The sequence below is a fragment of the Rhizobium sp. NXC24 genome (assembly GCF_002944315.1).
Taxonomy (GTDB): Bacteria; Pseudomonadota; Alphaproteobacteria; order Rhizobiales; family Rhizobiaceae; genus Rhizobium.
In genome coordinates this window covers 44,856-58,722 of sequence record NZ_CP024312.1, presented here as the reverse complement: position 1 = coordinate 58,722, position 13,867 = coordinate 44,856, and the positions used below count along the sequence as shown (strand labels likewise).

Annotated in this window: 11 protein-coding genes; 3 read left to right on the top strand and 8 right to left on the bottom strand. The window is 58.0% G+C overall.

From position 1 onward, the window contains the following. Positions 1-381: 381 nt before the first annotated feature. A complete protein-coding gene (locus tag NXC24_RS20620; RefSeq protein ID WP_104825334.1) occupies positions 382-1,764 on the bottom strand; it encodes an FAD/NAD(P)-binding protein in 1,383 nt (460 codons plus the stop codon). A 377-nt stretch (positions 1,765-2,141) separates the two neighbouring features. Here NXC24_RS20620 and cysE point away from each other — a divergent pair, with 377 nt between their 5' ends. Continuing rightward, positions 2,142-2,990, top strand: coding sequence for a serine O-acetyltransferase (cysE, locus tag NXC24_RS20615; protein ID WP_104825333.1), 849 nt, complete (start codon positions 2,142-2,144; stop codon positions 2,988-2,990). A 141-nt stretch (positions 2,991-3,131) separates the two neighbouring features. Here the strand turns inward: cysE and NXC24_RS20610 are convergent, their stop codons facing one another. From NXC24_RS20610 to NXC24_RS20580, 7 genes are all read right to left on the bottom strand, one after another. After that, positions 3,132-3,362 (bottom strand): hypothetical protein, encoded by a 231-nt coding sequence (locus tag NXC24_RS20610; RefSeq protein WP_245464021.1) that lies wholly within the window; start codon positions 3,360-3,362, stop codon positions 3,132-3,134. A gap of 703 nt (positions 3,363-4,065) precedes the next feature. Next, positions 4,066-5,433: an LLM class flavin-dependent oxidoreductase gene (locus tag NXC24_RS20605; RefSeq protein WP_281060678.1), complete on the bottom strand. Its 1,368-nt coding sequence runs from the start codon at positions 5,431-5,433 to the stop codon at positions 4,066-4,068. 25 nt (positions 5,434-5,458) lie between these two features. Then, complete coding sequence (locus NXC24_RS20600; protein WP_104825332.1) at positions 5,459-6,688, bottom strand: SfnB family sulfur acquisition oxidoreductase; 1,230 nt, start codon at positions 6,686-6,688, stop codon at positions 5,459-5,461. Positions 6,689-6,695: 7 nt separating this feature from the next. Further along, a complete protein-coding gene (locus NXC24_RS20595; protein WP_104825331.1) occupies positions 6,696-7,937 on the bottom strand; it encodes an SfnB family sulfur acquisition oxidoreductase in 1,242 nt (413 codons plus the stop codon). Further along, positions 7,934-8,611, bottom strand: a complete 678-nt coding sequence (locus NXC24_RS20590) for a methionine ABC transporter permease (protein WP_104825330.1) — start codon at positions 8,609-8,611, stop codon at positions 7,934-7,936. The genes NXC24_RS20595 and NXC24_RS20590 overlap by 4 nt, the downstream gene beginning before the upstream one ends. Next, the gene (locus NXC24_RS20585) at positions 8,592-9,719 is read right to left on the bottom strand and encodes an ATP-binding cassette domain-containing protein (protein WP_245464020.1); all 1,128 of its coding nucleotides are present in this window, start codon (positions 9,717-9,719) and stop codon (positions 8,592-8,594) included. The genes NXC24_RS20590 and NXC24_RS20585 overlap by 20 nt, the downstream gene beginning before the upstream one ends. A gap of 17 nt (positions 9,720-9,736) precedes the next feature. Continuing rightward, positions 9,737-10,540 (bottom strand): MetQ/NlpA family ABC transporter substrate-binding protein, encoded by an 804-nt coding sequence (locus NXC24_RS20580; protein WP_104825529.1) that lies wholly within the window; start codon positions 10,538-10,540, stop codon positions 9,737-9,739. Between the two features lie 1,089 nt (positions 10,541-11,629). On the opposite strand from NXC24_RS20580, the gene NXC24_RS20575 reads away from it, so the two are divergent. Together NXC24_RS20575 and NXC24_RS20570 are read left to right on the top strand one after the other, a co-directional pair. Further along, complete coding sequence (locus NXC24_RS20575; RefSeq protein WP_104825328.1) at positions 11,630-13,069, top strand: cyclic GMP-AMP synthase DncV-like nucleotidyltransferase; 1,440 nt, start codon at positions 11,630-11,632, stop codon at positions 13,067-13,069. Between the two features lie 15 nt (positions 13,070-13,084). Further along, on the top strand, positions 13,085-13,855 hold the full coding sequence (locus tag NXC24_RS20570; RefSeq protein ID WP_104825327.1) for a hypothetical protein: 771 nt from the start codon (positions 13,085-13,087) through the stop codon (positions 13,853-13,855). Positions 13,856-13,867 lie beyond the last annotated feature (12 nt).

Genomic DNA, 13,867 nt, shown 5'->3' with positions numbered 1-13,867 from the left:
TTAATCGACGTCAACTGCTTCTTATTCGCCTTAAAGGGATACGAACGGCTGGCCCCTAAGAGCAGATCCTGTGATCGATGAATCGATTGTGAGGTGACGGCAGGAGACGAAGCTGATTCAACATCCACGTCAGGAGAGGTGGATGATGGCACGAGCATTTAAGCGATGACCTTCGATTGCGCGTATTGAAAGCGTCCGCGGCAGGCATGTCTGCGCGCCAAGCTGTTGTCGAAGGCACAGTCAGGGTCGCGGAAAAAGGAATTCGATCACAGGCGTCGATCCGACGCAATCGAACCGGGGCGTCACGATGGAACGGCAGAGCCGCGGGCACCTGAGCCGGCCACGGGAGCGAACCTCAGATACGCGTATTCCAGTTCCTCTTCACACGGATATCGCCTGCACCGCGTTCGTAACGTTGCCAATCCATTCGTTCAGCGACGCAGCGGCGGCATGACTCTGTGAGACGATCTGCGGCACCAGATCGATATCGGCAACACTGCCAAGCGCCAGGAGGCCCATCGCAAAAAGACCAGGAACTGAACGGTGCGCAGCAATAGTGCGCCCGCATTCGTCGGTGACGAGACCAAGTTCGAGTTCATCGCGTTTTGCCAGACCGCACGCAACAACGGATCTTATAAGGGAACTGTCGTTGCTGGACGAAGGAAGCCGGCAGTCAACCGTGAAATCGGCCTGAAGTACTTCGAAACCTTGTGAGGCCGATATCAAGACGCCATTGCTGGCAATGCGTTCAACCCTGCCCTTCCTCAAGGTGATGGCGCCGCTTTCGATCGCCTGATGCAGGTGCCTGTAATCGTCTGGCGGCAACCGATGGCGATGGCTATCATACACTGCTTTCACATGGCGTTTGAACCTTGCGCGTTCATCCGGCCTCAACTCCTCCCAAAGCTCGCGTGCCTGCAGCCGAAACCCGTTCATGATGCCCTGCCATCCAGACCCCTCCGCGTCCGCCCGCCTTGCCGCATCGCGCAGATAGCGGAACGCACCGCGCAGCGTTCGCGGAATGGGTTCGCCCGTAGCGGCGGATCCGACCGCCGCCTGGGCATGCGATTGCGGCAGAAAGCCGGATTCGGAAATGAGATTGATATGAGGGACCTTGCCGTCTTTCAGAAGCGAAAGGGCCTGACCCACGGCTTTGACACCGCCTCCGATCACAACACCGCTTTGGGCTCCGGCGGGTATCGTGGGCTTCTCCAGACTGTCGCGCAATCCATAGCCTGTCGCCAGGAAGACAACATCGAAATGCTTCCTCTGGTCATTACCGAAGAAAATGGAAAAGCCCGTCTGCGGAAGGCGATCGACTGCGGTAACGGTCTCGGGAAGGAATTGAACAACCACGTCCGGACGCGCCATCAACGCTTCCGCGAAACGCTTGTAGACGTAGCTGCCAAACACCCGCTCGGGAACGAATGAGTGCTCGAGCCCTGCAGAATTGGCGGGAAGGCCATCATGCCAATCCCTGTCCGCTTCCAGCCAGCTCTGGAAGTCATCCCTGCGCGTGGGATCGATGGACAAGTCGCGAACACGACTGTTCAATACCGTTGCCACTGCATGGTTCACGCCCTCTCCTACATCAATCTTGGGTCGAGGATCGAACATTATTAGGTGAAAAGGACGATCGATGCCTTTGAACAGAGCGATTGCGGTCATGATGCCGGTAAAGCCCCGGCCAACGATCGCGATTGTTGCAAGGCGGTCCGCATCTTTCCCCTGAGGGTCCAAAGAGTGGGGCGAGAGAAGAGTCATGCGTTGGCTCCTTCTGCGTCGGATCAGCTCGGGTTAAAAACTTAGCCGGAACTGTTCTTGCCGCGTTAATCTCTACAAAGATGATAGATAATGGTCGCCGGATAGCAAGATGTATTCGGCAAGTCATCCTCGCCAACCCCTCACCACAGGACGCAAACCGTTTAATTCGCTGCGTAATTTCTCAAGCGGGGCTGCCGCGAAATGCGACCTTTGACCTGCGTCGAAGGCAGAATTTTCTCTTTTTCTATCGAATATGGAGGAAAATAAATGAGCTTTCGTCGTCGTCGCGAACCTTTGCAACCTCCCCCCGCGGCAACAACCGGCCTAGCATCGCTTCTTGCGATGGAGACGAGTGCTCGCGGTCTGGGGAGGTTGGCATGGCAGGTTTGAACCGCAGCTTGAGCGATCTGTCAAAAGAACCGCCCTTGTCGTCAGACGTTTCCGGATTATGGGAGGCGCTCTGCGGTGAGGCGATGGATGCATCCTCGAAGGATCCGTCCCTGACCCGTACAATGAATTCCGCAGTGCTTTATCATGCAAGTTTTGCTCAAGCGCTGGCGCAGCGCATCGCCTTCAAACTTGCCAACCACGATCTCGATCAGGATGAGCTGTTGTCCGTTGTCGCCCAGGCGCTGATCAGCAACCCGGATATCGTCGATCATGCTGCTGCGGATTTGGCGGCCATCAAGGAACGTGACCCCTCAAATGCGGAAATCCTGACGCCATTCCTATATTTCAAGGGATTCGTGGCTTTGCAGGGGCAGCGTGTCGCGCATTGGCTTTGGCATCATGACCGTATCCACATGGCCCGGCACGTGCAAAGCCGCATTTCCGAGGTCTTTGGGGTCGATATTCATCCCGCCGCGAAAATGGGAAAGAGCATCATGCTCGATCATGGAAGCGGCCTCGTTATCGGCGAGACAGCAATTGTCGAAGACGACGTATCGATCCTTCAAAACGTGACCTTGGGCGGAACCGGAAAGGAAAGCGGTGATCGCCATCCGAAGGTAAGGCGCGGGGCGCTGATCGGAGCCGGCGCAAAGATCCTCGGGAATATAGAGATTGGCATGGGCGCCAAGGTCGGCGCCGGCAGCGTGGTTGTCGGCTCCGTAGCGCCGTATACGTCCGTCGTCGGCATTCCTGCGACTCCGACCGGAAGACGTCATTCGGGCCTTCCCGGCATTACGATGGATCAAACTCTGGCGGAGCCGGAATACATCATCTGATGTCCCCGCTCCTACCGTGTCCCATCGCGATGGGCTCAAGAGCAAATATCGCTCTTCTTTGCGCTCAACCATGCTCGCCGCTTTGTCTTTGCCCCATTGGGAACAACAACAGCATCATCGCGATCAAGCCCGGTCCTGCCCCTACCATCTGCGAGGGAGCAGCAGCTGAGCAACGGCGGAAACCGATATAGCAAGCCCCATTCCACCCTCTGTCATCAGCCGCACGATGATGAGATTACCCACACAATAAAGCGCGACTGGCGGGACCAGCACAAGAATGCTGTTGGTTGCAATATAGGTGCCTGAAGCGGTCGCCGCGCCCAGGAATGTTGCCATTGCGCCGCCGAGCCAAAGCAGAAATTCTGTTCTCATAGGTGACCTTCGTTCGTCTTCCGCAAGCTGCATACAGCTGTCGGCCGAGGATCGCCAGCGTTGGATTCCACTACGGATCGGCTGTTCGGGCCTAGTCGGATGCTTCTCTCGAGCCTCGCATCGAGAGCGTGAATGACGGTCTCGATACGCAGCGGCGGGCTCTGCCGACTTCGTCTTTCAACATTCATCGGCTGATTGCGGGTCTTTCTGAGGCCGCCGGTGGTAGAATTTGTCAAGGCGGGCCTCGATTTGAGTGCCTTATACTTCGCATCGTTAACGACCTTCGGTCATCATCTTGATAGTCGGCGATTCACGGCGATTCATTCCTCCCGACCCGCTACGTCGGCTGTTCCCCTCTGGAGGTTTTCGACCTTCACATCTGGAGGCCCGGCTTTACGTCCGTAGCCTCTTTTTTTGTCCATCAGGCACAGAGTTGTATATTAAATTTATTGACTTCAGGTCAACGCAGCCAAAATCCGGATGGCTTCGCGACAACGCGCGGCGATCTCGATTTTAAACACGCGCTCTATTTTCCACTTCATTGGGCCGGCGGTCGCGGATCTTTCCTGGTATCCAAAACCCTAGACCTTCGCGCCTTAGGCGCCAGAAGAACGGCTCGTTCGGAGCATCGAAGGAAGACCCAATCTGCAGCAAGTGCCGTCGATGAATCGCGATATCCGCTCGGCTTGGGGCTCTGTGCGTTCTACCTGTCTCGCGCAGCCCGATAGCTGGCCGCATGATGCCGATCGGGCACCTTGTCGCCGTCTCTGAAGATCTTTTGCCGCAGCGAGCCTTCCTGGTAGGTAGTCTTGTAGATCCCACGATCTTGCACGGCAGGTACCACGTGCTCGACGAAGTCTTCGTAGCTTTCCGGGACGACGGTGCGGGTCAGATTGAACCCATCGATCTCGCCCTCCTCGATCCACGACGCAAGTTCGTCCGCGACCTGGGAGCCGTTGCCGACGATCGTTGGATACCGCCCACCGATGGCGAGTTCGCCAAGTAACTGGCGCTTAGTCCATCCACGCTGCTTCGCAAGCTGGGTTTGAGACTGAATGGCATTGGACGTCCCGTAGACGATCTCCTCGTCTAGATCGTATTTCGAGAAGTCGATGCCAGTACCAGCCGAGAAATGAGCAAGGCCTGCTTCCGGATTTGCGTAATGGAGATATTCGGCATGCTTGTCTTTGGCTTCACCAGTCGTTGCACCGGTGACCACCGTGACCCCTACTAGGATCTTGATGTCCTCCGCTCGGCGTCCTGCATCGACAGCTTCCTGGCGGAGAGCACGGGCTGCGGTTCGGGCCGACGATTTGTCGCTACCGGTGATAAACACGCACTCGGCGTGACGGGCGGCGAATTGCCGTCCCCTCCCCGAGGTTCCCGCCTGATAGAGCACGGGCGTCCTTTGCCGCGACGGCTCACTGAGATGATATCCGTTCGACCGATAGTATCGACCATCATGCTCTATGGGCCGGATCTTGCTCGGATCTGCAAACACGCGGTTGGCTTTGTCGAGCAAGATGGCATCGTCGTCCCAACTTCCCTCCCAGAGCTTGTAAAGCACCTCGAGATATTCGTCGGCTCGATCATAGCGACTGTCATGCTCGGCCTGGGCGTCTTCTCCTAGAGCTCTGGCCGCACTGTCGAGGTAGCCCGTGACGATATTCCAGCCGATCCTGCCGTCCGTCAGGTGGTCGAGCGTCGACATCCGCCGGGCAAAAAGGTAGGGCGCTTCTGAGTTGACGTTGACAGTGACGCCAAAGCCCAGATTCTTCGTCACCGCGGCCATTGCCGAAACCAGCAAGAGCGGATCGTTGATGGGTAACTGGATGGACTCCCTCACCGTAAGATCCGCCGAGCCTTGATAGACGTCGTAGACGCCGATGATGTCGGCGAGAAACACGCCGTCGAACAGGCCGCGTTCCAGCGTCTGGGCGAGCGACGTCCAGTAGTCGAGGGTCTTGTACCGGTGTGACTGATCGCGCGGATGCGTCCAGAGCCCGTGGTTGATGTGGCCGACAGAGTTCATGTTGAACGCGTTTAGTAAGATCTGCTTCTTCTGAGCCAAGGTCTCCCTCCGCCTCCGTTTGCATTCAGATTGCGCCGTGACGTGGCGGTAGCTTTCCGCTCAGATAGTAGTGTCCGATCGCCTGGTATTTCCAGCGAACCGGGTCGTGCAGCGTGTGGGTTCGCACATTGCGCCAGTATTGGTCGAGGTTGTCCTCCGAGAGCGTGGACGAGGTTCCCGAAAGTTCGAACAGCTTGCTGCCGGCCAATAGCCCCGCCTTTGTCGACAGGATTTTCGCCTCCGCCACTGCAATTGATGCCGCTGCGACGGTCTGTTCCGTCATGTCGCACTGTGCCGTGTCGACCAGCGCCGCCGCTCTGGCAAGCAAGGCTTCGGCCGCCCGCAGCCGCACCTTGACCTCGCCGACGCCATAAAGAGTCAGCGGATCATCGACGGCCCGCTCGACCTTCGCGTCGATCCACGGACGCGAGCGCTCCCTGATGAACCGCAGCATCTCGCGGTAGGCGCCCTGCCCGATGCCAAGATCGATCGCGGCATGCATGAGCTGTGCCTGTGGGCCGATCGTCGTCGGCCGGTCGAACGACGCCTTGAACGGTACGATCCACTCGGGTTTGACCTGCACATGCTCAAACTGGACCGAGCCGCTGCCGGTAACACGCTGACCGAAGCCATCCCAGTCGTCGGTGATGGTAACACCGGGCGCGTTGCGGGGAATGAAGACCAGATAGCTGGTCTCAAGCCCGTCTTCGACCGCGACCGCAAGAGTTGGGATCCAATGCGCATAAAGCGCACCGGTGCAATAGAACTTGCGCCCCTCGACGAAAGCACCGCTTTCATCGATTACAAGCCTCGTTCGCCGCGTGAAGTCGCGCTGTCCCACTTCCGCCAGAGCGTTGCCAAACCGTTCTCCTGCAAGGACCCGGCCGTAGAAGAATCGCTTCTGCTCCTCGCTGCCGCCGACCCGCAGTACCTCAAGGGCGTAGTAATGGTTCTGTGGGATCTGCGAGAGCGAGCCGTCGGCCGCGCCAATGATCGCGATGACCTGTGCAAGCGTTCGGTTGCAGAGACCCGGCCCGCCATAAGCACGAGGCACCGTGATGCCCCAGAGACCGCTGGCGGTGAACTCCTCCAGTTCCTCCCAGGGCAACACCCTGTCCCTATCGCGTTCCGAGGCGCCGTGCGCAAACTCTTCGGCAAGTCGGGTTGCCGCCGCAATCGCTTCTTCGTCGCTGGCAATTGATGCCGGGCGGCGTCGGATGGGCTCGATGGACGATGATGGTGATGCGTTGGTCATCGGCGCCTCAATTCCACTGATGTCTGGCTGGATAAGCGCCGGTCAGCTCATATTTTCCGAGAAGGTGGTATTTCCAGCGCACCGGATCGTGCAGGGTATGGACACGCGCGTTTCGCCAGTGGCGGCCGAGATTGTGTGCCTCCCGTGTCGAGGCCGAGCCCGCAAGGTCGAAAAGCTGTTCGGTCGCCGCAAGCGCGATCTCGGTGGTCAGGATCTTTGCCTCGGCGACTGCGACAGACGCCAAAGCGCTGGACGCGTCCGTGACTTTTTCTTGGGCAACCCGATCTATCGTCTCGGCCGCTTCATACAGGATTGCTTGCGCTGCATGAAGATCCGTGTAGAGGCTGCCGACCGAGTGGATGATCGTTGGATCGTCGGTTGCTGAGGAGACGCCGGAATCGACCCATGGCCTTGCACGATCTCGGACAAACGCCACGGCATCGCCGACCGCGGCCGCCGCAATCCCCGAATCGATGGAAGCCTGCACGAGCTGGGAAATCGGACCGGCGAGACCGGGACGGTCGGCATAGGACCAGACCGGGAAGACGAGTTCCGGGTCGATGGGGACATCAGCGAACCCGACGGAGCCACTGGCTGTCGTGCGCTGGCCGAAGGACGACCAGTCGTCGATGACAGTCACACCAGGTGCATCATGGGCAGCCCAGACCTGGATGGCTCGCCCTTCGTCATCAATCGCCCTTGTCGGTATCCAGTGCGCAAAGATCGCTCCCGTCGAATAAAAGCGACGGCCGGTCAGTCGCGGGCCGTCTGCCGTCGATCGCAGTATAGTCGTGCTGACGGCCACCGATTTCGTCTTTTTCTCCGGGCCAGCATTCCCGATGCGGAATCCATTGAGGACATCGCCGAAGATCCGGGCCTTCTGGGCGTCGGAGCCGACGTCCTTCAGCAACGCGAGCACGCCAAACTGGTTCTGAGGGATTTGGCCGAGGGCGGGATCCGCCGCGCAGAGGGTTTCGAACACCTTCGCCAGGGTGACGTTCGACACTTCCGCTCCGCCGAATGCCTTCGGGATCGTCATTCCGCCAAGACCGCTTGCGGTGTATTCGTTGACCTCCTCCCAGGGCAGCAGCCTTTTGGCGTCACGCTCGGAAGCTCGGACCACAAAGCGCTCCGCCAATCGAGAAGCAATGTCCAAAGCCTCCTGATCACTGGTAATGAGATGCGGCCGCACAGGAGCCGATGGACGGCGTCCGGCTGTATCGCGAGAATGAGGATTCTGATTGGTCATGTCGTGTATCGATCTTTCAGATCATCGCGCGCCAGGTATCGCACGGCGCTATCGCCGGCGAACTGCACGAGGCAGACCAGCGCGATCAGGACAACGATCACCGCCGCCATGACGGTCGTGTCAAAGCGCTGGTATCCATAGCGGATGGCCATGTCTCCAAGACCACCCGCGCCGACAGCACCTGCCATTGCGGAGGCGCCGATGACGCTAACGAGCGTGATCGTGAAACCGCCAATGATGCTGGGGAGTGCTTCAGGGATCAGGACATGACGGACGATATGCCACCGTCGGCACCCGATCGCCTGCGCCGCTTCGATCAGGCCGGGATCGACCTCGCGAAGACTGACCTCGGCGATCCGGGCGAAGAATGGTGTCGCACTGATGGACAAGGGCACTGCGGCCGCCCAGACGCCGATGGTCGTCCCGGTGATCAGACGGGTAAGTGGCAGCAACGCAACGAGAAGAACGATGAACGGTGTCGCGCGAAAACCGTTGATGATCGCTGCCAGTACGCGCTGCGTCTTGGGCGCCTCGATCAGTCCGCCAGGCTGGGCCAGCACCAGAAAGACAGCAAGCGGAATTCCTGCCGCAAATGCGATTAGAGAGGAAACCCCAACCATCGCAATCGTGTCGAGCAACGCCTGCCACAGGCGTTCATACATCATCGCCGACATAGCCGAGTATCCTGACTTGATGAGCGAGACCTTCGAGGCCAGGCGGCACCCTCGTTCTCACCTCGTTGACGGAAATGAGCAGACGCCCGCTCACATGTCCCTGAATGCGATCGAGCGAACTTTGCAGAACCCGCGTCGACGTGCCTAGAGCATTCGCGATCGCGGCGACGTCGGGTTCCAGCCCGCCCTCACCCGAATAGGACAGCTCCATGATTGTCCGCGTCGCTTCTCCGTCCGGTTGATCGCGAAGACGGCTTTTGACGTCTTCCGGAATGTCACGGTTCAATGGTTGCAGCAGCGCCCGCGTTGCAGGGTGGATCGGGTTTCCAAAGACCTGCCAAACAGGGCCCGATTCTGCGACACTTCCCTCATCGAGAACGAGAACCTGGTCGCAGATTTCGCGAATGACGCTCATCTCATGCGTGATCAGAATGATCGTCAGGTTGAGCCGGCGGTTGATGTCCTTCAAGAGCGCGAGGATCGACATCGTCGTTTCCGGATCAAGAGCGGACGTCGCCTCGTCGCAAAGCAGGATCTCAGGCCGGTGGACGAGCGCCCTGGCAATACCGACGCGCTGCTTCTGTCCGCCTGACAATCGCGACGGGTAGGTTTTCCCTTTCCCCTCGAGCCCGACCAGCGCCAGCACTTCCGCAACACGCTCTTCGATCTGGCGTTTCGGAACGCCCGCGACGAGCAGCGGGAACGCAACATTGCCCCAGACGGTCTTTGACGACAGAAGGTTGAAATGCTGGAAGATCATGCCGATCCTCCGACGGAGCTCCACCAGCCCGTCCTCCTCAAGAGTCGATACATCGACGCCATCGACCGTTACCCGGCCGCCGGTCGGCTTTTCCAGACGGTTGATCGTGCGAAGCAGGCTCGACTTTCCGGCACCGCTCCGACCGATGATCCCGTAAACCGATCCGGCCGGCACGTCGATGGAGATCCCCCTGAGTGCATGCACCTCGCCGGCCGACGAATTGTAACGTTTCTCGACATTCGTGAAGGAAACTGTACCGACGTTTCGCGACAGTCCCGGCAGAGCGTGTTCTACCGGGATTGTCGTTAATTCTGGATTTTTCGGCTCGCCGCCCGTCGCTTGGGACACGCGTAGGGCCGTCGCGCTCAATTTACCCATGGGAGCGTATAGAGCTTAGGATCCGAAGCGAACGCCTTGTCGATCGCAGCCTTCACGGCGTCTGATTTCTGGTAGAGATCAACCAGTTGTTTGATGCCCGCATCGTTGACCTTCGCAGACTGGACCGCGAAGACAATTGCGAACTGCTTGTCACCGACGCCCGAATAGAGCAGCCCCGAGCTCGGATTGAAAGCCTTCGATGCGACGATGAAGTGGGGGTAGCCCTGCGCAAGATCGACATCCGCGGTGACGCGCGAGAGCTGCGGCCCCTCGACTTCGTTGAACGTGAGGTGCTTCGGGTTGTCGACGATATCGTCAAGCGTTCCCTTGAAACCGACGCCATCCTTGAGCTTCAGCAGGCCTGCCGTCTGCAGGAGAAGAAGGCCACGCCCCTGGTTGACGGGGTCGTTCGCAATCGCGACCGTTCCTTTGTCGGGGATCTCGTCAAAGCTTTTATGCTTGAGCGAATAAAGACCGATGTTAGCTAGGACGCCGATGCCGGCACTCTTGAAATCGTAGCCTCGTTCCTTGATCGCGTTATTCAGGAACGGCTGGTGCTGGAAGTAGTTTACGTCGATGTCGCCCGACTGAAGAGCGATGTTCGGCGTCGTCCAGTCGGTGAATTCGACGACCTGGAGGTCGAGGCCCTTGGCCTTCGCTTCCGGAACGAGTGCCTCGATGGAATCGGCATATACTCCTGGCACCACGCCGACCTTGATCGTTTCGGCGCTGACACTGCCAGCCAACGTCAATGCCGCGAGCGCAATTATGCCTGCAATGTACTTTCTCATGAACGTCCCCTTTTGATTTGAGACGAAGCTATTGTCCATGAAAGCTGTAGACAAAGCAGAATTTGCCCATGAACGTCACACAGTGAGAAAAATTTTGCGGCAGTGCACAAGATCTCGCGGGCTATCCGCGCATCCGGAGACCCTTCAACGGTGGGCATCTCGGATGCGCTAAATTCGGATGACGCCCCAGGCAATCTCCCTCCTTGAACTCAATCCGGGCTAAATTGAAAGCGCGGTGGGCACGATCGCAAATCGCAAAAGCCTTCACCGACCAAGCGAGCGCCGCGGCCCTGCGGCCGCGCCGGGTTAAACGCATACATCAGGGGCGAAAAGCTCGCCTCGTTTAAACGCGTTTCGCTGCGATCCCTTGGCCTCCACCGATGCACGTCGGTCAGGCCACAACGGCCGCCAGAACGCCGCAGTTCGAGATCACCCCAAGGGACACAGCCCGCCTACGATGTGCATCGCAGCTTCCGAGAAGTTCAACCGCAGGATGGAAAGCGCAAAGCTGCCAATCAGAACTTCATCATTTCGAACGATTGATCGAGTCGCGATGGCGCGGTCTTTCGCCTTGAACGGATTAGAACCAACGACCCTGTGCAATAGATTCATTAGGCGAGCTAAGAGCTTGGGCTGGCTGGAATAACTAATTTGGGGCTGCGCGTACTGACGGCGTTTGGATCGGGGAAAGCGACAGCGGACATGCAACCTCAAGCTATCTGTCAGCCTTGGCAGCGCTGGTGGCAAACGCGTATCCAGCGAGACCAAACGACGATGGGTTGCATCGGTCGGCCGACTGTCCTCGTCACTTGACATCTACTACCCTCCGGATACCAAACTCTACGCCGTGCATGCATCCGGCCGTCAGCCGTCCCGCCGTGTCAGACATCTATCGACTATCTTGCGAGATCATTGCAGTCAGGCTGAGCCGCTTCCTCACTCTCCTCCCACTATCGAAGATCGGTGTTTCCCATCATTCCTCTTGCTGCGTTTGCAGCCGTTAGCGGGCCATCAAAAACGGTTGCAGATTCACTATCGCGACAGTTGAAATTAACGATTTGATAACCTACCTCTGGCCCGGAGGGACCCATGAAACTTGTCAATGATTTCAAAGATTTTCTTGCTGATACTGTCAATCTGAACCAGACGCGCATCACCCGGCTCGAGGAGCGGGTAGAGACTATCAAATCGTTTCTGAGAGATTCCGACTGGGAGCCGACAATTTCCACCTTTATCGGTCAGGGCTCGTGGGCGCACGACACGATCATCCGCCCGGTTGATGGGGGGGAATTCGATGCTGATCTTCTCGTCCGAGTTCGGCCGGTGGACGGCTGGAGCGCTGCCCAGTACGTGAAGGATCTTGGTCGGGTCTTTCTGGAAAGTGGTCGATATGCGGACAAGACCGTCGTCTATGACTACTGCGTCACCATCACCTACGCCGACGACTGCAAGATCGACATCGCACCCCTGGTGATGGACCGCGAATACCAGGGAACACTGGAGGTTTGTGATAAGCGCAACGACAAGTTCGATGAATCTCAACCCGTTGAGTATACCCGGTGGATGCGCGAGAAGAACGGGTATTCAGGGAATAACTCGTTCCGGAAGGCGACAAGGCTGATCAAGTACATCAGGGACATCAAGAAACGCTTCAGTTGCCAGTCCGTTCTGCTGACGACACTGATCGGTCACAGGATCGAGTGGTTCGACAAGGATTCGGCGGCCTTCGCAGACACACCAACCGCCCTTCAAACAATAATGGTCAGGCTGGACGATTGGCTGCAAGCTCGCCCGGATAAGCCAGAAGTCGCGAATCCATCCCTCCCTACAGAGAATTTCGCTGATCTCTGGAACGACACCCAGTACGCCAACTTCCGGAACTTCGTGAACAAGTATCGGAAATGGATCGACGACGCGATGGCTGCGGAAACCCGCTCTGACAGCATCGAGAAGTGGAGGAAGGTTTTCGGTGACGATTTCGCGAAGGGCGAGAACGTCAAGAAGGCTGAAGCGACCGCGAGCCAGCAGACATTGTCTCTCCTTAAGGAGGGGGCAGCCCATCTGGGCACTCTAGTTGATGCGGTGATTGACTTCGGGGTCAGCATTCTCCCGCCGGCCTTCCGAACGCCCGCTCATCTCCAAAGACCACCGTGGCAGCCCGCCCAGCATGTCTCCCACAATGTGCAGGTACTCGCCGAATACCGATCGTCCCAATCGTCAGGGCGCGGGCATCCGGTAAATTCCGGCGAGGCCCTGCCACCCCAGGGCGGACTTTGGTTCGATCTGCGGGTCAACAAATTTCAGATGGTACCAGCGGACTGCTACGTTCGGTGGCGGATCACCAATACCGGAGCCGTTGCTATGGCGCTCAAGAAGGGTCGAGGTGGCTTCGAGAAACCGAATGATCGCAATCGCCGGTGGGAGTCGCTGCAATATCGGGGAGTTCACATGGCGGAAGCATTCGTCATTCGCAGAAGCGATGATCAGCTCGTGGGCTTCAGTGAGCCCTTTTACGTCGTAATCAAGTAGTCGGGAGAGGTCGAGATGCCCAAGGTGGATACAGTCGGTGAGAATTATTACAAACCTCTGGAACTCGCCGAGACTATCGGAGGCTGGCTGTTCTGGATCGTATCGGCGCTTTCCATTGGCACGCTCTTCGTCGATAAAGCCGCCTATCCGGTGTTGTTCGAAATCCTCCAGATCGCATTCCTCGTGCTTGCGCTTCTGTTCTTCGTTCAGGGGCAGGCGCAAGAACTGTACTTTTTCCCTCGGGCGGAAGACAAGCGGAGGCAGGAACTCCTTTCGAACAGCTACGGGGTTTCCCTGACGAACGAGGAGACGGTTGGGTACTACAACAACGACCAGACGAACCCGCTGAAGCGCCTCGCTGCATCGATCATGGAGAGTACGTTCTTCACGCGCGAGATCGTTCGAAAGATGCTTGTTGGCCAGCGGGCGAAGACCCTGGGATACCTTGTTGTCTACGTTATCGCAATCTCGGTCCGATCCACCAATCTGGAATTGCTGACGGTAGCGGCGCAGGTTCTTTTCAGCGAAGACATCATCTCGCGCTGGCTTCGAATGGAGTGGCTTCGTCTTCGCAGTGAACAGGTTTACGACAACTTCCATCGGCTGTTCTCGAGCAAGCAGTCATTCTCGCGTGTTGCGGCGCAATCGCAGGCAATCGACTTGTTCTCCTTCTACGAGACGACGAAGGCCACTGCTGCCATCCTTCTTTCATCGCGGGTGTTCCACAAGCACAACGCACGCCTGACACAAGAATGGGATCAGGCACGAACACGGCTGGGGATCTGAGCGAACGATGGT

Bases quoted from the DNA above. Each gene is read 5' to 3' on its own strand.
- NXC24_RS20620 (WP_104825334.1), bottom strand. From the start codon at position 1,764: ATGACTCTTCTCTCGCCCCACTCTTTGGACCCTCAGGGGAAAGATGCG.
- cysE (WP_104825333.1), top strand. From the start codon at position 2,142: ATGGCAGGTTTGAACCGCAGCTTGAGCGATCTGTCAAAAGAACCGCCC.
- NXC24_RS20610 (WP_245464021.1), bottom strand. From the start codon at position 3,362: ATGAGAACAGAATTTCTGCTTTGGCTCGGCGGCGCAATGGCAACATTC.
- NXC24_RS20600 (WP_104825332.1), bottom strand. From the start codon at position 6,688: ATGACCAACGCATCACCATCATCGTCCATCGAGCCCATCCGACGCCGC.
- NXC24_RS20595 (WP_104825331.1), bottom strand. From the start codon at position 7,937: ATGACCAATCAGAATCCTCATTCTCGCGATACAGCCGGACGCCGTCCA.
- NXC24_RS20590 (WP_104825330.1), bottom strand. From the start codon at position 8,611: ATGTCGGCGATGATGTATGAACGCCTGTGGCAGGCGTTGCTCGACACG.
- NXC24_RS20580 (WP_104825529.1), bottom strand. From the start codon at position 10,540: ATGAGAAAGTACATTGCAGGCATAATTGCGCTCGCGGCATTGACGTTG.
- NXC24_RS20575 (WP_104825328.1), top strand. From the start codon at position 11,630: ATGAAACTTGTCAATGATTTCAAAGATTTTCTTGCTGATACTGTCAAT.
- NXC24_RS20570 (WP_104825327.1), top strand. From the start codon at position 13,085: ATGCCCAAGGTGGATACAGTCGGTGAGAATTATTACAAACCTCTGGAA.